Annotated in this window: 13 protein-coding genes; 9 read left to right on the top strand and 4 right to left on the bottom strand. The window is 47.5% G+C overall.

The window, feature by feature from the left end; genetic code table 11:
* Positions 1-51 precede the first annotated feature (51 nt).
* Genes ABDD94_RS14850 through ABDD94_RS14840 form a run of 3 tightly spaced genes read left to right on the top strand, consistent with a single transcriptional unit; the run spans position 52 to position 5,941 of the window.
* Positions 52-3,315, top strand: a complete 3,264-nt coding sequence (locus ABDD94_RS14850) for a TonB-dependent receptor (protein ID WP_345952905.1) — start codon at positions 52-54, stop codon at positions 3,313-3,315.
* A gap of 11 nt (positions 3,316-3,326) precedes the next feature.
* Positions 3,327-5,150 (top strand): RagB/SusD family nutrient uptake outer membrane protein, encoded by a 1,824-nt coding sequence (locus ABDD94_RS14845; RefSeq protein WP_345952904.1) that lies wholly within the window; start codon positions 3,327-3,329, stop codon positions 5,148-5,150.
* Between the two features lie 11 nt (positions 5,151-5,161).
* The gene (locus ABDD94_RS14840; RefSeq protein ID WP_345952903.1) at positions 5,162-5,941 is read left to right on the top strand and encodes a DUF3823 domain-containing protein; all 780 of its coding nucleotides are present in this window, start codon (positions 5,162-5,164) and stop codon (positions 5,939-5,941) included.
* A gap of 629 nt (positions 5,942-6,570) precedes the next feature.
* On the opposite strand, the gene ABDD94_RS14835 is transcribed toward ABDD94_RS14840, so the two are convergent.
* Both ABDD94_RS14835 and ABDD94_RS14830 read right to left on the bottom strand, forming a co-directional pair.
* Positions 6,571-7,863, bottom strand: coding sequence for a glycoside hydrolase family 71/99-like protein (locus ABDD94_RS14835; RefSeq protein ID WP_345952902.1), 1,293 nt, complete (start codon positions 7,861-7,863; stop codon positions 6,571-6,573).
* 73 nt (positions 7,864-7,936) lie between these two features.
* Positions 7,937-9,499 (bottom strand): RICIN domain-containing protein, encoded by a 1,563-nt coding sequence (locus tag ABDD94_RS14830; protein ID WP_345952901.1) that lies wholly within the window; start codon positions 9,497-9,499, stop codon positions 7,937-7,939.
* Between the two features lie 377 nt (positions 9,500-9,876).
* Here ABDD94_RS14830 and ABDD94_RS14825 point away from each other — a divergent pair, with 377 nt between their 5' ends.
* The 6 genes from ABDD94_RS14825 (at position 9,877) to ABDD94_RS14800 (ending at position 20,208) form a co-directional block, all read left to right on the top strand.
* Positions 9,877-12,339, top strand: coding sequence for a glycoside hydrolase family 95 protein (locus tag ABDD94_RS14825; protein ID WP_345952900.1), 2,463 nt, complete (start codon positions 9,877-9,879; stop codon positions 12,337-12,339).
* A gap of 24 nt (positions 12,340-12,363) precedes the next feature.
* A complete protein-coding gene (locus tag ABDD94_RS14820; RefSeq protein WP_345952899.1) occupies positions 12,364-14,838 on the top strand; it encodes a glycoside hydrolase family 3 C-terminal domain-containing protein in 2,475 nt (824 codons plus the stop codon).
* Positions 14,839-14,863: 25 nt separating this feature from the next.
* Positions 14,864-16,096: a GDSL-type esterase/lipase family protein gene (locus ABDD94_RS14815; RefSeq protein ID WP_345952898.1), complete on the top strand. Its 1,233-nt coding sequence runs from the start codon at positions 14,864-14,866 to the stop codon at positions 16,094-16,096.
* A gap of 425 nt (positions 16,097-16,521) precedes the next feature.
* Positions 16,522-18,840, top strand: a complete 2,319-nt coding sequence (locus ABDD94_RS14810) for a glycoside hydrolase family 95-like protein (RefSeq protein WP_345952897.1) — start codon at positions 16,522-16,524, stop codon at positions 18,838-18,840.
* Between the two features lie 92 nt (positions 18,841-18,932).
* Positions 18,933-19,871 carry a family 43 glycosylhydrolase gene (locus tag ABDD94_RS14805; RefSeq protein WP_345952896.1) on the top strand — a complete coding sequence of 313 codons (939 nt, stop codon included), beginning with the start codon at positions 18,933-18,935 and terminating at the stop codon, positions 19,869-19,871.
* Between the two features lie 46 nt (positions 19,872-19,917).
* Positions 19,918-20,208, top strand: a complete 291-nt coding sequence (locus ABDD94_RS14800; protein WP_345952895.1) for a hypothetical protein — start codon at positions 19,918-19,920, stop codon at positions 20,206-20,208.
* Between the two features lie 99 nt (positions 20,209-20,307).
* Here ABDD94_RS14800 and ABDD94_RS14795 read toward each other — a convergent pair whose 3' ends face one another.
* On the bottom strand, positions 20,308-21,078 hold the full coding sequence (locus ABDD94_RS14795) for an SDR family oxidoreductase (protein WP_345952894.1): 771 nt from the start codon (positions 21,076-21,078) through the stop codon (positions 20,308-20,310).
* Positions 21,079-21,102: 24 nt separating this feature from the next.
* Positions 21,103-21,735 (bottom strand): TMEM175 family protein, encoded by a 633-nt coding sequence (locus ABDD94_RS14790; RefSeq protein WP_345952893.1) that lies wholly within the window; start codon positions 21,733-21,735, stop codon positions 21,103-21,105.
* Positions 21,736-21,742: the final 7 nt, after the last annotated feature.

Below are 21,742 nucleotides of genomic sequence, written 5' to 3'. Positions count from 1 at the left end.
GGATAACATCTGAAAAGTTTTAAACAATTTTTACATCAAATTTGCTAAAGCATGAGAAGATTTCTATTAATCTTGCTTACATCATTTCTTACCATACAGTCGTATGCACAAAACGCAAACGTATCCGGAAAGGTAACCGATGAAAAGGGTGAACCCCTTGTAGGCGTGAATGTAAAGGTAGTAGGGGGCACCGCTGGTGCTACTACCAATGTTAATGGCGTTTTTACGGTCAATGTGCCAAGTTCGAAGGCCGAATTAAGCATTAGTTATATTGGTTATGTGACCCAACAGATTGCCGTAACTTCCGGACAAAGTATCAATGTAAAACTGTCGCAGGTCGAAAACAAGCTGACCGACGTCGTCGTCGTCGCTTATGGTACGCAAAAGCGGACCTCTCTTACCGGGTCTGTGGGTACAGTATCAGCAAGTGAGATCAGGAAAAATTCTGTTAGTGACCTCACCAATACCATTACCGGACGGACACCGGGCGTCCGTGTGACGCAATTGTCGGCACAGCCGGGAAAGTTCGAAACCTCCATTGATATACGGGGCTTTGCAACCTATCGGAATGATGGCATCACGCCACAGCCGAACGGTCCCGTTGGCGGTCCGCTGTTCGTAATTGATGGCATTCCCAGATCGCAGGCTGATTTCGCCCGGCTTGATCCGAACGAAATCGAAAGCTTTAGTGTGTTGAAAGATGCAACCGCGGCAATCTACGGCTTACAGGCTGCGAACGGCGTTATCCTGGTAACGACACGTAAAGGGCTTGCCGGTAAATTGAAAGTTGACTACAATTTCCAGGTAGGTATTGCAAGGCGGGGAAAGATCCCGCAACTGTCCAATGCAGCGCAATATACCGAACTCTACAATGAAAAAGCCTTTAATGACTTCGTTTCGGGACGCACAGATCCATTCACGCCATTATATTCCCGGCAGCAAATCGCTGATTACGCTAACGGCACTTTGCCGAGCACGGACTGGACGGCGACCGTATTCAAAAAGCAAAATACGCAGGAACAGCATAACTTAACGATCAATGGAGGAAGCGACAAGGTTCAATATTTTACGTCGCTCGGATACTTCAGGGAAGGCGGATTCCTAAATTCGGATATTGAGCAAAGCAGAAAGTATAATTTCCGTCAAACCGTAACGGCGAAGATCTTGGATGGTCTAACATTAGACGCCAACATCGGTTTCAACAATGTGGTGTCTACGGCACCGAATTCAGCTTCAGGTAATATTGCTGCGCTGGCCGGACGGACGACCTGGCGCATCGCACCTGTGTTGAGTCCTTATTCTAACAACGACCCCAATTATTTAGCCCGGTTTGATTCCAATATTTCCCAGCAACAAAATATTTTGGCTGCACTCAGCCGGGACCTGGGAGGGTATAGTGACGAAAACACACGGCGGTTTACCTCGGTGTTCAATTTAAATTATGTGATTCCAACAGTAAAAGGCTTGAGTGCAAGGGCGGCATTTGCCTATGACAATAATTACGGCCTTGCCCAGACTTTCAACAAGGCATTCAACTTATACACTTACACCAATGGCGTGCAGTCGCCGACGCTCAATAATGCACCGTCGAATTTGACCGAACGATTCGATCAAAGCACTAAAAATGACTTACAACTTGGATTGAACTACCAGCGTAGCTTTGGCAAACACAACCTGAGTGCCCTGGCTCTTTATGAGAATATCGATAATGCTGCTAACTTCACGCAGACCTATATCCAATACGCTATTGATGCCATTCAAACTACTAATGCGGGGATCTTGTCTACATCACAGGCGACAGGTTCGAAGAGTGCGAATGCTAACATTAGCTATGTGGGGCGCATCAATTATGATTACGCCGGGAAGTATTTGGCAGAATTCGGTTTCAGGGAACAAGGTTCATCTTACTTTGCACCCGGGAGCAGGTATGGATTTTTTCCCTATGGATCGGTGGGCTACCGGCTATCGGAAGAGCCATTCATCAAAAATAATTTTAAATGGATTGATAACCTGAAAATCAGGGGATCGTACGGTAAATTAGGGGATGATGTGGCTGCCGCGCAAGGTTTCCCTTCCTTTCTGACGGGCTACGTTTATCCTGCCACCGGAAGTACATTATCTCCCGGTAGCGGGGGCTCGAAGGTAGGCAGTGTGTTTGGGACCTCTGGAATCACCAAGGGCGTAGACTTCCGCAGTGTCGTGCCTAGTCTAACTTGGTACGAGTCGAAAACGACCGATATTGGATTGGAAGCCTCATTTTGGAAAGGTTTGCTGACATTTGAAGCCGATGTTTTCCGGAGGGATCGAACCGGGTTATTAGCCGGTCAGATCGCCTCAATCCCAAGCGTTTTCGGAGCTGCACTTCCAAAAGTTAACCTGAACTCAGACCGGACACAGGGTTTTGAAATCATATTGGGACACCATAATAAGATCGGCCAGTTAGTGTATAACATATCCGCCAACATGGGATATAGCCGTTCGCAATGGCTGCACTTTGAAGAGACGGCTGCGAGCGACCCGTATAACAATTATCGTACGAAGTTTTCCAACCGTTACTTCGATCAGATTTTTGGATACAAGGTCATTGGTCAGTTCCAAAATTACCAGGAAATATATGCAGCTCCTATTCAGGACGGAGCCGGTAACCGGACACTCTTGCCTGGAGATTACAACTATGAAGATACCAATGGGGACGGGATTATCGACCAACGCGACCAAACTGTTCTGGCAACCGGCGGTAACCGTCCGCTTACCTATTTCGGGGTCACCTTCGATTTTCAGTATAAAAACTTCGATTTGACGGCCTTGATACAGGGAGCGACTAATTATTCCATAACCTATCAGGATCAACTGAGCCGTCCGTTCTTTCAACCTGATGCCAATCCGGTTGCGTTATACTATGACCGTTGGCACCGCGCTGATCTGTTCGACGTTAACAGCGCCTGGATACCCGGCCGTTTTCCTTCGACCGGTGTCCGTCAAAATTACAAGGATGCTGGCTTCGTTAACATAGGCAATGGCGGGAATGGCAATGCCGCGGAGTCCAACTTCTTGCAATACGGTAATTCACGAAGCATATTTGACGGAACTTATGCCCGGTTGAAGCAATTGCAGATCGGTTACACCTTACCCGCAAAAGCTTTGTCAAAGCTTCATATAGCTAGATTCCGCGTTTTCGCAACAGGTTATAATCTGTTTACCGTTAACTCAAAAGCATTGGACTTCGTTGATCCCGAATTTACAAACTCACGTTTGTATGGCTATAATTATCCCTTAGTGCGCAACTACAACATAGGTGCCCAAGTAACTTTTTAAAATCAACGTGTATGAAAAGCATAAAAATTTTCATGATTATTATTCTTCTTACAGGTTTAGGTGCTTGTAGAAAGAACGTACTGGATGTAGAACCTACCAATCTTTTAACACAAGATGCCGTGTTCAGTTCAGTTGCTGGCGTTGACGCGGTATTTGCTCAACTCTATGCAGATATCCCTGTCGAAGATTATTCATTTAGCAACGGAAGTTTTGGCGCTTTTCCGGGCGCTGGTAACCAATATACTGCCAATTGGAGTGATGAGGCTTATGACTCAAATACCTATACGATGGATGCCGCGGTGTTTGACCGGTTATTTCAAAGTCTGCGTAACGTGAATGTCGTCATTCAGCAACTTCCAAATTATGCAACCAACTTCAGCTCAACGCAATTAGCTACCTGGCAAGGTGAGGCTCGATTTATTAGAGCTTACATCTACTTTGGTTTGGTTAAGTACTACGGCGGCGTGCCGCTGCTTACCGCCCCTCAAGCACAGCCTGTTTCCTTGCCCCGTGCCAAAGAAGTCGAAATATGGGACCTGGTAAAGTCTGATTTAGACTTTGCGGCAGCAAATATTCCGGAATCTTATAATACTTATGGCCGTGCTACCAAATGGGCAGCGCTGGCACTTGAGTCCAGGGCAATGTTACATGCCGGATCAATCGGTCTGTTTGATAACACTAATAATTTGACAACCACCGGCGGAATAAACGGGGTGGATGCGGCTCATGCCCAGACGTACATGCAAACTGCTTATGATGCTGCTAACGCAGTGATAAAAAGCAACAAGTTTGCCTTGTTCAACAAATATCTGCCCGACCTGCAAAAAAACTTTCAGTACCTTTTTTATGAATGTAAGCCTGGAGACACTAATCCTGAAGCTATATTTGCCAAAGGGTACGATTACAACTCCACTACGGGTGACCGCACGCATTCACAGGACCTGATGGTGCTGCCGATGTCGATACAGTCGACCAGTGGTTATGGCAACCGCTTGCGGACCAGCATGGATCTGGTAGAAAAGTTTCAAAATACGGATGGTACGACCACTGTGTTTGCGGTTAACCAGGATTATCATTTTCCGTCTATGAGTGCGGCTTTTCAAAATAAAGAAGCCCGGTTCGGCGGAACGATAGTCGCTCCGGGAACGACATTTAGGGTAGTGAGAGGAACATCGACCCCAGCCGTCATCACAGGTCAGCGTGGAGTGATTTTCAATAATACCACGTATGTAGCGAGTACCTACAATCAATACTTCAACACAGCCACCCGAAGTTTTACCACAACGACCACGCCTTATCCAGGCTCTGGTAACTCTTCAATCGATAACATCCCGTTTTGGCTTAAAAAGTGGACTGACCCGGTAACTGATTATGCGCTGATTAATCCTTTTACATCGCGTACCTCCTGGCTGGATCTGCGTTATGGTGAGGTTTTATTGAACTTTGCTGAAGCGTCCTTCGAACTGGGGAAAGGAACTGCTGAAGCAACCGATGCGCTCAACTTACTGCATGTGCGCGCTGGTCTCAAATTATTAACCACTGTTGATAGAGCAACTATACGTCATGAGCGTTATGTAGAACTTGCTTATGAAAACCGCGTATTCTGGGATTATATCCGCTGGAGAACCTTAACAACTGACTTTGTTAACCGGCAGCAATTCGGATTGCAAATTTACTACAACATCGACACCCAGGATTGGGTGCTTCGCAAAGTTCCGGGAAATACCAGAAACTATCTGCCCAGAAATTATTACGCTGATATACCTGCACAGGCTCTAGCAACGAATCCAGAGTTCGCCAAACAGCCAAACAGAGGACATAATCCAGGTTACTAAATTATACAAACATGAAAAATTTGAAATATCTATTCATTCTATCTTGCATGATGTTTGTCTTTGCAAGTTGCAAGAAGGATAACTACGACGCACCCGATGCCTCGATCCATGGTGCCCTCACCGACGGAGATACGGGGGGACCGCTTGAGCTTTCTCAAGCCGGCAGTAACAGCAATGTAAGAATGATCGTCAATAATCCAGCAAAATATCCGACGCCTGGAAATTTTGATCTTGCTGTCAAAGGTGACGGTACATTTTCGAATTCCACGGTCTTTCCTGAAAGCTATAAGGTCGTGCCGCTAGCCCAGTCAGGACCGTGGCAGTACCTAGGCGGCGATTCTACACGGGTTACCCTGGCATCCGGCCAAGATGTTCGTGTAGACTTTAAGGTTTATCCTTTTTTCCGGATCACCGCACCAAGCGTTGCTGACAGCACCGTTACTTTCACAGTCACCAAGGCAACAGCAACACCGGCAAGTAATGGTTTAACCACGGCTAACAACCTGCTTCTACTGATCAACAATTCCGTTATTGTCAACGAAAGCGTAAGTTCTAACCGGGTTGGTTCTTATTACCAGAACCAGTTCCAGTTCACCGTGACGAATGCGATTTTAGGTAACCCATATACACCGGCAGCTGGTACTGATGCAAGTACCGGCAAAACTTTTTCCTTTAACTTTTCTAAGACGCATTTGCCTAAAGGAGAGTACTATTTGAGAGTTGCCGTTTTAGGTTCTGGTTCGAACGGAAAGTATAATTACAGCCCGGTGGTTAAATTTACCATTCGCTAAACCGCTTAAGCTGGGTTGACTGTACCACGGCAACCGTTCGCTTCGACAAGCGATAGATTTTACTGAGTATTTTTACTTGAACGGGGATAGATTCTATCCCCGTTTATTATTTGCGGATCTTGCAAATTAGGGGTAAGTGTCAGCCGCTAATATTTTACATAATGGCATCAAAAACAGCTAAAATCAGCTGGAACTATGAATCCTGCAGCAGCCCGCCATTTTTTCATTTTCCCTAAGCACTTTCATAACTGCCATACGAAACGTTAAATGGCTTGTAAAGCAAAGTTCTTTGATTTGCCGTCTACGCGAGTAACCCCGCGTCCAGCGTAAATAGTGACCTTTTAGGTTCTGCGGATTGCTGGCGTATGTATCAAATTCATCAGTAGCAGGTGAATCCCCATTACACTTGTATTTTAGCACAGGTAAAAAAAGGGTGGACGATACACGGCAGCTCCGGCAAACATGCGGGTTTAGGAAGTTGCGATGGGACAGAAGCGGATAGGCAAGAATCTCCTAGGAATTGTGCGGTGTCAGCCTTATGCCGTTTTCACCCGCAGTTAAAACACAAAAAAAACGTCCCGGTGACCACCGGGACGTTCTGTGAATCCAATTATTACCTTGACTTTATTTTATTGGTGAGACGTGGGGTGTGTAGCAGTGAGTGCGATCTGACCCTTGATCATTTTTGCACCGTCGCCAGTCAAACGAAGGTAGAAATCCGAAGAACACGCAACACCGTCAGCGTCCAGCGTCAGGAAGTACTGGTTCGTTGGAATCATCGTGCTGTTTTCCGCTGCTTTAGCAATGGCGGTCGCTTCATCATATTCGTCAAACATGGCTACGTAGGCGCTGTTGATCCCGCGGTTTCTGATGTTGTAAAATTGCCGCCACATGAAATCTCCATGTAAGCGGGGAACTTCATTTCTTGGGGTGTTGGGTTTCCAATTAGACCAGGCAAAGCCAGGGAAGGTGACGGGCTGAAAGTCTAGATTATTTGAATTACAGTACGCCAAATCACCTTGCATAAGCGTAGAATAGGTATCAGCCCCCGCAAGATTATTGAATGTGCCGACACTCCAGGGCGAAATCATGTTGGCTGCATTGTAAGCCGGTAAATTAGCTGTTTGTGATCTCCAGTTACGTGGCGTTCCGACGATCACATAACATCCCTGGGCTTTGAACCAATTGATGACCTCTGTCCAGCTGGTTACATTGCCTGGCCGGCCTGACACGCCAATTCCCCAGATACAGACCACGGGTTTCCCATTTTGCTTGGCATAAGCCGTTGAGGCAGTATGGGTCTGCATGGACGATGTCCAATCGCTTTTGATTTCCGTTTGGAAGTTTGTCCAGCCCGATATATCATACATGACATAAAATTTACGGCCGTAGTTCTCAGCCTGATTACGCGCCTTGGCCATAATGCTGTTCCTGAAATCCCGGTCACGGTTATCCGAATACAAGTACCCGCCAAATCTTTGTACAGCAGCGCAGTCGATACCGTATTGCTGCATCCATTGGAAATGTTTGGCTACGGTCTGGGCAGTCCAGGAAGAAAATAGCTTTGCCGGCTGACCATTTCCCAGGTTGGCATAGGAAGTTTGATAGGTTGTCAAATACTCCCGTACGTCCGGATAAAGTTCAAAGCTCTGGTTGCCGGGACCCGGCGTGCCGGTAGCCGCCCAATGTCTCCAGGAGTTAAACGGTGAGCCGTCTCCGCTGGCACCAAACCAGCCTTGGTAGCCAACAACCAGTTTGCCTACGACATCACCTACAGGCGAGGCCGCTTCTTTTTTTTGTGGATTCTCAAGGGACGCCTGGTCCTGAGTGACCTCTTCTTTCTTGTTACAGGAAACTACGCCTGCTGCCAGGAGTGTGCAAAATAGCAGCGTTTTAAATTGATGAACTAGATTGTGCTTCATAATAATAGGTTTTAATTTATATGGTAAGTACCTTTTGAGGTAATAATTGGAAGCTGAAAATATTCAATCTGCGTTAAGGTGTTTGGAATGCCCATTGCTGATTGTTGCCGCCATTGTTTGGGTAGATGTCGATCAGAGCACCGGCTGTGGGACTGTTTCCCTTTACTTCCATTAGTTTACCGCTTTGTACACTCTTAATCGTATAATACCCACCGGACGTTGGCATGACTATCCATTTTTGATTATCCGTGCCTTGGTAATCGTATAAAGACAGGTTAGTGCCGTCTGCTATCGCTTGGCCTGTCACACTCAAAGAGCGTGAGCTCTGAACACCGACAATCTTATACTGGCCATTGCCTAAGCTGCTGACTGTCCACTGCTGATTAGTGCCGTTGATATAAGTCCATTGCTGAATAGAGGTGCCATTGGCTGTTAGCTTATCTTTAGCATCCACTGCAAGTCCGCTGCTGCGGCTGACGATTTTATAAGTGCCATTAGCAATAGCTTGTACGCCACCTACATACGGCGCTAGGATTGGCTTAAGCAAATTGGCCACCTTGATATGGCCGCTGACGCTCGGATGGGTACCATCGGTATAATCTGCTGATCCGGCGGTAAGCCAGCCCCCTGTATTGATGTAATGAACTTTTTTGTCCCCGGCCTGGTTGCGGACCAGTACAGCGTTAGCGGTGGCTGACGCTTTGGTGCCGGAAAAAGTTCTGAGGACGAAAATTTCGGCATTCGCGAATTTGCTCCGGACAGTCGCCAAAAAGTCTATATAGTTAGTTTGGAACGTAGCATCCGGTACGCCGTTGTTGGTGTCATTAGTACCCAGGTTGATCACCACAACTTTGGGTGTATAAACGGCGAAGTTCCAGTTAGGGGAGGAGGGGTAAGCTAAAGATTGTGACTTCAGATATTGCGTTTGCATACCCGTACCGGTAAATCCGTTACTTAGATTGATCCCTGGATAAGCAATCTGCGTGTGTTCGCAATTTAATGCTTCGGAGCATACCCACGCATAATCGGACACGTTCGCCTGCGGATCGGTATAACCCGCAGTAATGGAATCGCCGATGTATTCAATCAGATTAGTGGAAACTGGCGGTGCGCTTGTACTAGCGCCCGCGTCAAGTACCAGACCCTGGAAATTAAAGACATAATTGTAATCTTTTCCCTGTGCCAGGCTTAACGTATGGGTGCCGTTAGCAAGCAGGGATGGAGTCAGGTTAACCGTTCCCCCTACATTCAGAAAGCTCACCCAAGGGCCGTTGTCTATCTTGGCATAATAGTTACTTGTATTCCCTAATTTTACTTTTACAGAAGTACCGGTAAATCTTACGCGAAAGTAGGCGCCGCCCCAGTAACTGACGTACTGCGCGGGGTTGGAAAAATCCCAACGGCCGAAATATTTGATATTCGTGTCATCCAGCGCACCGTTATTCGCAAGCGTTGCCTTGACTGTTGCTGGCGGGCTTTCGGGAGAGGGTGGATCAACTGCGGTTCTCTTCGAACAACTAAACGAAAAAAGTGCAAGAATCATTAAAAATGTAAATTTTCTCATGGTTTTGATTTTGGTTTTAAATGAAATTAATGGGTAGGTAGCGTATTTAAATACGTAGAAATTGGTTGGCATTTAACTGCTGGTTTAGTAAATATCTTCTTACACGTTAATAAAAGATTAAAAAAGTATTAACCATTTTTACTTACGCTAACTTTTATATTCTTGCAGGTTGTACACACCAAATACCTGCCGGAAAGTGCGGTTTTCCGGAGGTCTATGGTGCAAATGCAAATAGCCTGGACTGCCTATGCTAGTCATTCGAAGCAATGAAAACTCATGTTTTCTGCCGAAATTCTCTTTAAGTAATTTACCAGGGTCAGCGTTAATATTTTATTAATGTTTTTTTAGGCGGATATCTTTAATTGCGCCTTATAAATGAAGGAGCATTGGGTATTCTGATTCCAGATTGAACTGGACTGGTGCTGAAACCTTGTTCACGACTAGATTACATGAAATATATTTTAACGACTCTGGGGTGTTGTCTGTCCCTATTTTCTTTGGCTCAAAATGCCGGACTGAGGCTATGGTACAACGAACCCGCCGGCCAGGTTTGGGAGCGGGCGCTTCCGATTGGTAATGGCCGGCTTGCAGCGATGGTATATGGCAATCCTGAAAGAGACCTTGTTAAGTTGAATGAAGCAACGGTTTGGAGCGGAGGACCGAACCGGAACGACAGCGAAACGTCGTTGGCTGCTTTACCGGAGGTGAGAAAGCTGATTTTTGAAGGAAAAAATAAAGAGGCTGCTGATCTTGCGGCACTTAAAATCAAATCCAATCGTATTAACGGGATGCTGTATCAGCCTGTAGGCAACCTCAATCTTTTTTTCCCCGAACATCAGAAGTATCAAAACTACTACCGGGAACTGGACATTGCGAGGGCGGTCAGTAGCACGACTTATGAAGTTGGTGGCGTGCGGTTCAGGCGGGAGTATTTAGCCTCACAGCCTGACCAGGTTATTGTCATTCATCTCACAGCCAACAAGCGTGCCAGCATCAGTTTTTCCGCAGGACTGACCAGCACTCAGCAAGTTAAGACATCGGTGCAAGATAACATGCTGGTGATGAAAGGGGTTACCAGCGATAAAGATGGCGTGAGAAGTCAGCTTCGGTTTCAGTCGCAGATCAAATTCAAGGCTACAGGTGGAAGGATTTCGTCGAACGATTCTACCCTGACCGTCACGAATGCCGATGAAGTTACAATCTATGTCGCCATCGGCACCAATTTTGTAAACTACCATGATGTGAGTGCAGATGAGACGAAGCGCGTGTCAAGCTCTATAAAACAGGCTTTTTTCAGAAGCTATGCTCAAATACTTACCGCACACGTTGCTGCCTATCAACGGTACTTTAATCGGGTAAAGCTTGATCTGGGCACTAGTGACGCTGTCAATAACTCAACTGATATCCGTATCCGTGATTTTGCGAATGGGTACGACCCTCAGCTGGTAACCCTATACTTCCAGTTTGGGAGATACCTCCTGATCTCTTCCTCGCAACCCGGAGGACAACCCGCTAATCTGCAAGGTATCTGGAATGATAAACAATCACCGCCATGGGGTAGTAAGTATACAATCAATATCAATACGGAAATGAATTACTGGCCGGCCGAGGTAACCAACTTGTCAGAAATGCACCTCCCGCTTATTGATATGGTCAACGACTTAGCAATAACCGGTCAACGAACGGCAAGGGAAATGTATGGCGTGGGAGGATGGGTCGCCCATCACAATACCGACCTCTGGCGTATAACGGGTCCTGTTGACGGCGTTTTCTCTGGAATGTGGCCCTCAGGCGGAGCGTGGTTAAGCCGTCACTTGTGGGAAAAGTATCAGTATTGCGGGGATGAGCACTACCTTAAATCTGTATATCCGGCTTTAAGAGGAGCCGCTCAGTTCTATTTGGAATTCCTCACAGAAGAACCGGAACATAAATGGCTTGTTATTTCACCTTCGCTCTCGCCTGAGAACGGCCCTGGCGCTTACAAGGGTGCTTCCATCGATGCAGGTGTAACGATGGACAACCAGTTGGCGTTCGAACTGTTTTCCAACGTGATTAAAGCAAGTCATATCCTGGGTGTCGACCAGGATTTTGCTGACAAACTACTGGCCGCCCGCAGGCGATTACCGCCCATGCAAGTCGGACGTTTTAGCCAATTGCAGGAGTGGATACATGACCTGGATAGCCCTAATGACAAGAACCGGCACGTATCTCATTTATTCGGTTTGTATCCTGGAAATCAGATTTCTCCCTACCATACACCTGAGTTAACCAGCGCGGCCCGTACATCGCTGATTTACCGCGGTGATGTATCGACCGGTTGGTCTATGGGGTGGAAAGTGAATCTCTGGGCCAGGCTGCTCGATGGTGATCATGCCTTCCAACTGATCAGGAATCAACTAACACCTACGGGCGTCAACAAGGGCGGCGCAAATAATGGTGGGGGAACTTATCCGAACCTGTTCGACGCCCATCCGCCCTTTCAGATTGATGGAAATTTTGGTTGCACGGCAGGCGTGGCCGAGATGCTGATGCAAAGTCACGATGGTTCCATTCATCTTTTGCCTGCTTTGCCTAAGGGCTGGCAGCGAGGACAGATTATGGGATTGAGAGCTGTTGGCGGTTTTGAAATCGTCGATATGCAGTGGAATAATGGAAAGCTCCTGAAAATAACGATTAAATCAAACCTTGGCGGTAATTGCCGTTTGCGTGTGCACAGTGCCCTGAAAGCGGAATCCCGCTTGAAAATCCGGGTTGCCGAGGGAGTCAACACCAATCCATTTTATCAGCCGGATACGATTCCGATGCCGCTGGTCTCGGAGAAAGCCCGGTTGGCGCTTATGGTTGTCAACGCAGGCCTGCTATACGACTTTTCTACAGAAGCGGGTAAGGTCTATACGTTGAGGGCTAAGTAACTGTTTACGAACGTTTAGAATAGAATGAAAAAGCAGGTTTCCCTTGTCCGCACTTATTTTTCTACGCTATGTAAGGACGGCACACTGGGCATTAAGCATGCGGACAAAGATGGCGCGGAAATAATTTTGAAACCCAAAACAAAGGTCCACGTTCCGGATAACCGGTTAGCAAAGCTATCGGGTCACGGTTTCGTTTCGACGGGCCTTGTCTCGAAAGTGAGCGATGCCGTTGGATCACAGGCTATTCGCTCATGTATTAACCAGAAAAATTTAGCGATGTATAATAAGCAATTCAATTTCCTGATTCTTTTCCTGGCCGCTTTTGCAAAGGTATCGACCGCCCAGCAAATGCCCTTTCAAAATGTGAACCTGCCCTTCGAAAAGCGAGTTGACGATCTGATGTCGCGCATGACATTGGAAGAAAAGGTAAGTCAGATGGTGGATCAATCCAAGGCCATCCCCAGGTTGCAAATTCCGGAATATAATTGGTGGAATGAGTGTTTACATGGCGTTGGCCGGGCTGGACTGGCAACCGTATTTCCGGAGCCTATAGGTTCGGCCGCTTCGTTCGACGCCGATCTGATTTCCAGAATTGCAGTTGCAACCAGCGACGAAGCCCGCGCAAAGCATCATGAGGCGCTTAGAGATAACCAGCACGGCCGGTATCAGGGATTAACTTACTGGTCGCCCAATATTAACATTTTCCGTGACCCGAGGTGGGGCAGGGGAATGGAAACCTACGGTGAAGATCCTTACCTCACGTCCGTGATGGGCGATCAATTTATCCGAGGCTTACAGGGAAATGATCCTAAATATCTAAAGCTGGTTGCCACCGCCAAACATTACATGGTGCATAGTGGCCCGGAGATCGGCCGGCATCAGTTTAATTCTACTACCGATACTTATGACTTCCTAGATACCTACCTCCCGGCTTTCAAAAGTGCCGTGAAAACGGGCGGATCTTATTCGATCATGAGTGCTTACAACAGTTACAATGGCGTTGCTGCACCGGCTAATGTGTTCTTACTTTCGAAAGTTCTGCGGCAGGAATTGGGCTTCAATGGTTACGTGGTCTCTGATTGTGATGCTGTGAAGGATATCTACACCGGACATAAGGAAGCCCGGAGCAAGGAGGAAGCCGCGGCGATGGCGGTGAATGCGGGAAATGATCTCAATTGCGGCGACACCTACCTTACTTTGGTCGGCGCCGTCAAAGCCGGCCTGATCAGTGAAGAAAAGGTCAACCTGTCGTTGCGGCGATTGCTACTGGCCAGGTTCAAGCTGGGTATGTTTGATGACGAGAAGTTTGTCAAGTACGCGGCGATCCCTTACAGTACCGTTAATTCTGCGTCTCATCAGCGATTGGCACTGGAAGCAGCACGGGAATCAATCGTGTTGCTTAAAAACCAAAACGGATTACTGCCGCTGAAAAAGAATTTGACTACGGTTGCTGTAATCGGTGCAAATGCGGATGACAAGGAAGCGTTATGGGGCAATTACAATGGTACGCCCGGGTTCACCGTGACGCCGCTTGAAGGTATCCGCAAGAAGCTTCCCGGCGCTAATGTAATCTACGCCAGGGGATGTGAATTAGTAGAACAGTCAGGTAGTGATACCGTTGCCGCCCAAAAAAACTTCCGGGAGGCCCTTGCTGCCGCGGAAAAAGCGGAGACGGTCATTCTTTTTATGGGGCTTTCACCGCGCCTGGAAGGAGAGGAGCTGCCGATTAAAATAAAGGGATTCGCCGGGGGGGACCGCGAAACCATTGCCTTGCCGCCTATTCAGCAAAGACTGATCAAGGCCATTTATCAGACCGGTAAGCCGGTTATCCTGGTATTGTTAAACGGCAGTGCTGTCGCTATCAACTGGGAAAAAGAAAACCTGTCCGCCATCATCGAATCCTGGTATGGAGGTCAGGCCGCGGGTACCGCGATTGCCGATGTGCTCTTTGGCGATTACAATCCTGCGGGCCGTTTGCCTGTCACCTTCTACAAAAGTGAGAACGACTTGCCGCATTTTCATGATTACAGCATGAAAGGCCGTACCTACCGGTACTTTACCGGCGAAGTTCTTTATCCGTTTGGTTATGGGTTAAGCTATACCCGTTTCCGGTATAGCCAACCCACTGTCCCCGGGAGCATTCTGACCGGAAAGTCAGTCCGTGTTTCGGCCCGGGTAACGAATACAGGCAAAGTGGCTGGTGACGAGGTTGTGCAACTCTATGTTAGACACCTCGCTGATGGAGTAAGGAAACCCTTGATCGCGCTGAAAGGCTTCAAAAGAATCCATCTAAAAGCCGGAGAAACAAAGGTCGTACCGTTTATGCTCAAGCCTGATGACTTAGCGCTGGTAAGCACCGGTGACCGTCTCGTAGAACGGGCCGGAGCGGTAAATATTTTCATTGCAGGCCAGCTGCCCTTGGTTGCAACCCACCCGTCTGGTGTCAACCTGGTCGTTCAACGGTCTATGATCAAAGGGGATGATTTCGTTTTAGACTGAACCGGAAATAAACTGATCTGAATTTTTGAAGACCTTATTGCTTGGTGTGTTTAATGTTGATAGTAACAGGAAGTACTTTACCTGCCAAATTTCCGGCAGATCTCACGGCCTGACCTTTGAGACCGATCCGGCAGGATCAATTCGGCTGACTAAGAAAGTGTATACCGGAAAACAAACCTTAACTAATTTAAAATACCGTTTTATGAGAACCATTCTATTCTACATGCTCGTACTTACAGCCGTGGCCGGCTGCAAAACGCATAAACTTTCCTCAGGCGGGGTATGGCGTTCGGTGTCTGCCCCAACAGACCGGCCGGACGTCCCAGGGTCATTGCAAGACCAAAATCTGCGCTTCGTAGGCCGGTGGGATTTTTCAGGCACAAACAGTGCAGTTAGCTACTGGGGAGGTGCCTATGTGAAGACGGCGTTCTCAGGAACTACTGCGCAAATGGTAACCGGGCATCGTTCTAATTTCTTCGTGAAAATAGACAACGGTCCGTGGACTAGTCTTCTTGGTGTGGGTGATACGGTCAACCTGACGCCAAATCCGTTAACGAGTAACTGGCATACGCTGACCGTTGCGCAGGGAAAAGATTATGATTATGTCTTTGATTTTAGGGGATTCGTTTTTGATAAAGGCGCGCAGACGAATTCACCGTCTTTATCGCCTGTATTGATCGAATATATAGGTGATTCTATTACTGCGGGTTATACGGATGAGCAGGCGAATGTTTCTGATTACGCTTGGATAGCATCCGAATTACTCGGCACCGAACACACCCAGATCGCTTATCCCGGCATCAATCTTGCCAGCGGCTACGGTCGGGTAAAAGGCAATGGCATGGACTGGCAGTATACCAAAGCGAGGTCTCTGAAGTATTCCGATGCCGCTGATTGGGATTTTAAGCGTTATGCCCCTGCAATAGTGCTTATCAATTTAGGTACAAACGATAATAACAACAAAGTTCCGGATTCCACTTTCATGCAGGCGTATGTATCTCTAATGAAAACGATACGTCACCATTTCCCCAAAACAAAGATTTTTGCCATGCGAACTTTTCTAGGTGTGAAGCAGCAGCCGACAATCAATGCCGTTAATCAAATGGTCAGAGAAGGTGATAAAAGGGTTTTTTATCTGGATACATCGGGATGGATAACGCCCAAAACAAGCGATTATAACGATTCTGCCCACCCCAGTGTTTCGGGCCAGCAAAAGGCTGCACGTTTACTGGCCGAAAAGCTGAAGTCTTATTTGTAATGCAATAAAGCTGTCATCTGATCACTGCTAGCTTCCATCGGCGGATCGAGCGGGAGCTGACAGAAGGTTCATGGACGCCGTTACTAAAGTTCCGTTGCCATATCGCGCGGCGGTCAGTGAGTAGGACTAAACAGTCCGCCCGGCAAATCTGGCCAAGCTAGCACTTTACATGCGGAGCTGGTCCGGATAAGCCTGTACAAAGATGGCTTTATTGGCAGGGTCATAGAAGCCGGTACAGCATGGATTTTACGTTAGAAAGGCCGCTTACGAACAGATAAAATATGGCGAAAAGTTTCACCAGATGATGATACCGTGAGATCGCCTGCTTTTGATAACAAGAAACCGCAGTCTTCAATCAACAAACGTAGACAGTTAATCTGACGAAAAGTATGAACAGGCATCCCCTCACTTGAATAATAATTTGTATGAAGAAATATCAACAACCGGTCCGCGGATTCATGAATTGTCTGATCCACATTTCAGCTTTCCGTATTTTTTGTTTTGTCGGGCTATTCTTCCCTGGATTAGCGCAAGCCCAGACCCGCCTTTCGAACACAGTTGACCTGCAGCGAATGAATTGGAGAGCTTTCCTTCAGCGTAATGATCTGATTTGGAAAGACAGGTTACCCGACAGCTGGGACACCGGTGGCTTCCTGGGCAACGGCTCGCTCGGAACGATATTTTGGCAGAGGAAACCAGGTGGAATGGACTTTGAGATCTCCCGTAGCGATCTGTACGACCACCGGGAGGACAAAGACGGTAAACGGGTGTTATATTCGGCAAACAGGCTGCCCAACGGCCATTTTACACTCAAGTTTGGTGACGACACCTTAAAGGGAAGCATGCGGCTCGACCTTTGGAATGCGGAGTCAGTAGCGGATATAAGAACGAAGGAGGGGATCCGTCAAGTAAGGGCTTTTACAGCGGCGAACCGGGATGTCATTATCATCCAAGTTTCCGGTGAGAACTCCGCCGAATTGCAATGGTTCCCGGATACGGCGAAATCTACCAGAGGCGGGCTGCCTAAAGGGTACCAGGCTTACCCGGTGCAGCAATGCAGACGCAACGGCGGCGTTACGGTCAGCGTTCAGGATATGCCGGAAGACGAGCGCTACGGAACTGCAGGTAAGGGATCTGGCCAGTATGCGACGGCATGGCGTAAACAAACCACGGGTAAAGCGACTATCTGGTACATCAGTTTGAAACGAACCTTACCGGGTCAGGACGCCGAAAGGAGCGCCGTCGGTGAAGTCCGGGCTGCGCAGCTGTTGGGAGTTGAACGCCTGCGGCAGGAGCACCAAGCCTGGTGGCATCAGTATTATCCCAAAAGTTTCCTCAGCATTCCCGATGCGCCCATGGAGAGCTTTTACTGGGTGCAGATTTATAAAATGGGCGCAGCCTCGCGCAGCGGTGGCCCCATCCTCGATTTGATGGGGCCATGGTTCAGGCAGACTGTGTGGCCGGCCATTTGGTGGAATCTGAATATACAGCTGGCCTATTGGCCTTACTACATGGCTAATCATCTGGATGAGGCCGAGCCATTAGCACGCACCGTCTGGGAGGACCGGGAAATGCTTGCAAAGAACGCTGCGCCGTTTCAGCAGGATTCGTATGCTATCGGGAGGGCAAGCGGGCCGGGAGGGTGGAGTCCGGTCGGTACTGAAGTCGGCAATTTGCCTTGGGTAATGCATAACCTTTGGATGTATTACAGAAGTACAATGGATGACGGATACCTTCGCCACCAATTGTTTCCTTTGATGAAAGGCACGTTCAATTACCTGGATCACATCACCGTGCGAACTTCCGATGGCCGGTTAATGTTGCCTAAAACAGCTTCGCCCGAGTATACAGATGGAGTGGAGAACAGTTCCTATACACTGGCCTGCCTGCGCTGGCTGGCCGCAACCATTATTACAGCGGATAAGAGGCTGCATTTGGACGATTCGATTGCGCTAAGATGCCGGCAGGTGCTGAATACGCTGGTTCCCTATGAAACGGATGTCCAGACAGGCTTGATGGTGGGCAAAAATTTGCCGTTTGCCAAATCACATCGGCACTGGTCACATCTTTTTGCGATATATCCTTTTCATGAAATGAAGTGGGAAAATGCACAGCAACGGCCGTTGATCAGAAAGTCGCTGGAAAACTGGGTCAGTATGCCACAAGCCTTTGCCGGATATTCGTGGTTAGGAGCCGCTTCCATGCTGGCAGCCGGTAACAACGGGGATAAAGCCTTGGATTTTTTACATTTATTCATCCGGAAGTCGCCGCTGCCCAATACCTTATACCGGGAAGGTTCTCCTGTGATTGAAACGCCCTTAGCGTTCGACCGGACCTTGCAGGAAATGATGATGACTTCATTCGATGACACCATCCGCATCTTTCCAGGCTTACCGGCTAAATGGCGGGAGGTTAGCTTCGCCAATTTTAGAGCGGAAGGTGCATTTCTGGTCAGCGCCAAGCGCGCTAAGGGTGTGACAACGGTAATTGTCATCAAAAGTCTCGCTGGTGAGCCCTGTGTCGTTCAAACCGGGTACGCCAGCCCGATCAGGGCTGTTGGGGTAAACAAGGAAAGGGTGAAAATACTGGATCATGGCCGTGTGGGGCTACACTTGGCAAAAGGGGAGACGGTTATTCTGTTTCCTGGCAACGGAGCCGAGAGCCTCGTATTTCAACCGGTCGTCCGAGTTGATCAACCAGAGCTTTGGGGTGGGAGGAAAGCTGCTGTCGATGACAAAGATTAAGGTTGAAGGGTTGCTTCCATTAATGTTTAATTAAGCTTTTATTAAGTTGCAGGGCTAGTTTAGTAATTTCTACAGTTAGCAAAAATGAAGTTATGGAAGTATTCCGGAGGTTAACCTTTTTGTTTATTACTTTATTGTTGGCAATAACAAGCGGCTTCGCCCAAAAAAACCCTTTTGTTACTCATATGTATACTGCCGATCCTTCCGCACATGTCTGGAAGGATGGCCGGCTGTACGTTTATCCCTCCCATGATGTAGACCCTCCACGCGGTTGTGATCTGATGGATCGATACCATGTTTTTTCAACTGATGATATGATTAACTGGAAAGACCATGGGGAAATCCTCAATGCGAGCCAGGTGCCTTGGGGGAGGAAAGAAGGAGGTTTCATGTGGGCCCCGGATTGTGCTTACAAAAACGGCACCTATTATTTTTATTTTCCGCATCCTAGCGGAACAGAGTGGAACAAAACCTGGAAGGTAGGAATCGCCACCAGTAAAAAGCCTGACCGGGATTTTAAGGTTCAGGGATATCTGGAATTGGGCAATGATAATTACGCGATGATTGACCCCTGCGTCTTTGTGGATACCGATGGCCAGGCGTATTTCTATTATGGAGGCGGAGGAAGATGCGCAGGAGCGAAACTGAAAAAAAATATGGTTGAATTGGCCGGACCCCTGCAATTTATGGAGGGCCTGAAAGACTTTCATGAGGCGACATTTGTCTTCAAACGAAACGGCTTATATTACCTGACGTATGCTGATAATAACCGGGTAGACGGAAAAGGAGCCAACCGGCTGAATTACGCGACAAGTAGCAGTCCGATGGGACCCTGGACCTATAAAGGTGTTTATTTGGAGCCGACGGGTTGTGATACCAGCCACGGCTCGGTTGTTGAGTTTAAAGGCCAGTGGTATGCCTTTTATCATAACAGCTCGATTTCCGGTCAGGGAAACCTCCGATCCATCTGTGTGGATAAACTTTCTTTCAATGCTGATGGTACTATGCAAACTGTTGTGCAAAGCAAGTAATATGGAAGAGAAAGTCGCGGAATCGTATACGCTTGATCAGATTTTCATGGATCGTCCCGATAACGCCGAAATTCAGCTGGACCTTTTTAAGGATTACGCGAGTAAAGTAGCGCTATATCCGACATTTCATGAGTATTTCCGGAACAGGCAACCTCTGCTTTTAGCACAATGGGGTGACAAAGATCCCTACTTTTTAACACCGGGGGCGCTGGCATTCGAAAGTGACCTGCCGAATGCCATTGTGAAGTTTTATGATGCCAGTCATTTTGCCCTGGAGACACATGTCGATGAATTAGGCAACGAAATATTACTCTACTTAGCTACATTGCCCAGGTAACTTAAAAGTTGATGCCGGATAAAAAAGGCACCCGAAACGGGTGCCTTTTAATTGATCTGTTAGGCGGTAACCGCTTATCTAAATGGCTTCGACTATTTTTTAAATTCCTTTCACTTCCCCGCCATCCATTCTGATATCAGTACCCAGCAGCCATTTGGCGCCAGTTGATACTAAGAATGCGATCAGTTCTCCAATTTCACCAGGCTCACCAAAACGCTTGATATGCGCGTTCTCCAGGAATTTATCTTTAGCTTCCTCCATCGTCAGATTGTTTGCGGCCGACCATTTATTCAAAAAGTTTATCCTTCTGTTACTCATTACCGGGCCTGGCGACACACTGTTTACCTGTATACCGTCCAAGATGCCCTGTTCAGCAAAGGCTTTGGCAAGCGCACTAATTGCAGCATTAATGGTTGCAACTGCCGCGAAACCCGGCTTTGGGCTTTCAGCTGAGTTCCCGGACATAAATATGACCGATCCCTTTGAGGCTTTCAATGCAGGCCATGCTTTGATCGTCAAGCGACGCGAACCGTGCAGTTTCATTTCTGCGCCATCATTCCATTGCTCATCCGTCATCTCGAAAAGATGGATCTGAGGAACGGCACCGGCGACGTTCACCAGTGCATCGATTCTTCCGAATTTGTCTTGAGTTTCATTGATTACACGGTCTGCTGATTCAATCAGGCGTAAATCAACTGGGATTACCAGAGCTTCCGCGCCCGTTTCCCGGATAATCTTAGCGGTCTTATTTAGTTCTTCGCCTTCTCGTGCCACCAATACAAGGCCGGTAAAATCTTTTGCTAACCTGATCGCTGTTGCTCTTCCTATACCCGAGCTCGCTCCGGTGACAATCCCAATTTTTTTTTCCATAGTAGGTAATCGTTAAAATTTTATTTATGAGGCTTTTTTTATCAAAGGTTTCAGGTTTGTCACCTTTGAAAGTTCAGGAGTGAGATATAATAATAAACAGCAAACTACGAGTCCAAAACCAAACCGTGGAAACCAGTACGAAATGATCGTCGCAAAACAGAATATTCCCAAAGTTGTGAATGAACGCATATGTAAAAGGCGATGTGTGGCGTTGGGCCCTGACCTGTCCATTGTGTTACAAAGCGTTTCCCATACCAGCCACAAATAGGTGCAGTTGACCAGGGAAAAGTCAAATGCATACATGATCACGGGGACTGGTTGTAATTTGGTATCCGCTACCCACTCCGTCAGAAACGGAATTAAGGAAACTGTAAAAAGGTGCGCAAAGTTGGCCCACATTAATTTAAGGGTAGCCGCTTTGGCATGCCTCAGAAGATAATGGTGGTTAATCCATACAATCGCTATAAAAATATAGCTTGCACCATAGCTGATCCACGTCGGCCACAAATGACTCAATGCTTCAAACGTAGGTTCTTCCGGTTTTTTTAATTCCAGAATCATTATCGTAATAATGATCGCAAATACACCATCTGAAAAAGCATAAATCCGCTCGGGCGTCGAATCCACTTTCATGTTCATCCCTTTAACTTCCTTCATGATCGTT

This window comes from Mucilaginibacter sp. PAMB04168, from assembly GCF_039634365.2.
Classification (GTDB): Bacteria; Bacteroidota; Bacteroidia; order Sphingobacteriales; family Sphingobacteriaceae; genus Mucilaginibacter.
Note: the sequence above shows the minus strand (reverse complement) of the source record. Positions and strands in the feature narration are given on the sequence as shown.

What these genes read in the sequence shown, in the direction of transcription:
- ABDD94_RS14795 (WP_345952894.1), bottom strand. Translation starts at nt 21,078, where the DNA reads ATGGAAAAAAAAATTGGGATTGTCACCGGAGCGAGCTCGGGTATAGGA.
- ABDD94_RS14805 (WP_345952896.1), top strand. Translation starts at nt 18,933, where the DNA reads ATGGAAGTATTCCGGAGGTTAACCTTTTTGTTTATTACTTTATTGTTG.
- ABDD94_RS14790 (WP_345952893.1), bottom strand. Translation starts at nt 21,735, where the DNA reads ATGAAGGAAGTTAAAGGGATGAACATGAAAGTGGATTCGACGCCCGAG.
- ABDD94_RS14835 (WP_345952902.1), bottom strand. Translation starts at nt 7,863, where the DNA reads ATGAAGCACAATCTAGTTCATCAATTTAAAACGCTGCTATTTTGCACA.
- ABDD94_RS14800 (WP_345952895.1), top strand. Translation starts at nt 19,918, where the DNA reads ATGGATCGTCCCGATAACGCCGAAATTCAGCTGGACCTTTTTAAGGAT.
- ABDD94_RS14850 (WP_345952905.1), top strand. Translation starts at nt 52, where the DNA reads ATGAGAAGATTTCTATTAATCTTGCTTACATCATTTCTTACCATACAG.
- ABDD94_RS14840 (WP_345952903.1), top strand. Translation starts at nt 5,162, where the DNA reads ATGAAAAATTTGAAATATCTATTCATTCTATCTTGCATGATGTTTGTC.
- ABDD94_RS14830 (WP_345952901.1), bottom strand. Translation starts at nt 9,499, where the DNA reads ATGCCAACCAATTTCTACGTATTTAAATACGCTACCTACCCATTAATT.
- ABDD94_RS14825 (WP_345952900.1), top strand. Translation starts at nt 9,877, where the DNA reads ATGAAATATATTTTAACGACTCTGGGGTGTTGTCTGTCCCTATTTTCT.
- ABDD94_RS14820 (WP_345952899.1), top strand. Translation starts at nt 12,364, where the DNA reads ATGAAAAAGCAGGTTTCCCTTGTCCGCACTTATTTTTCTACGCTATGT.
- ABDD94_RS14845 (WP_345952904.1), top strand. Translation starts at nt 3,327, where the DNA reads ATGAAAAGCATAAAAATTTTCATGATTATTATTCTTCTTACAGGTTTA.
- ABDD94_RS14810 (WP_345952897.1), top strand. Translation starts at nt 16,522, where the DNA reads ATGAAGAAATATCAACAACCGGTCCGCGGATTCATGAATTGTCTGATC.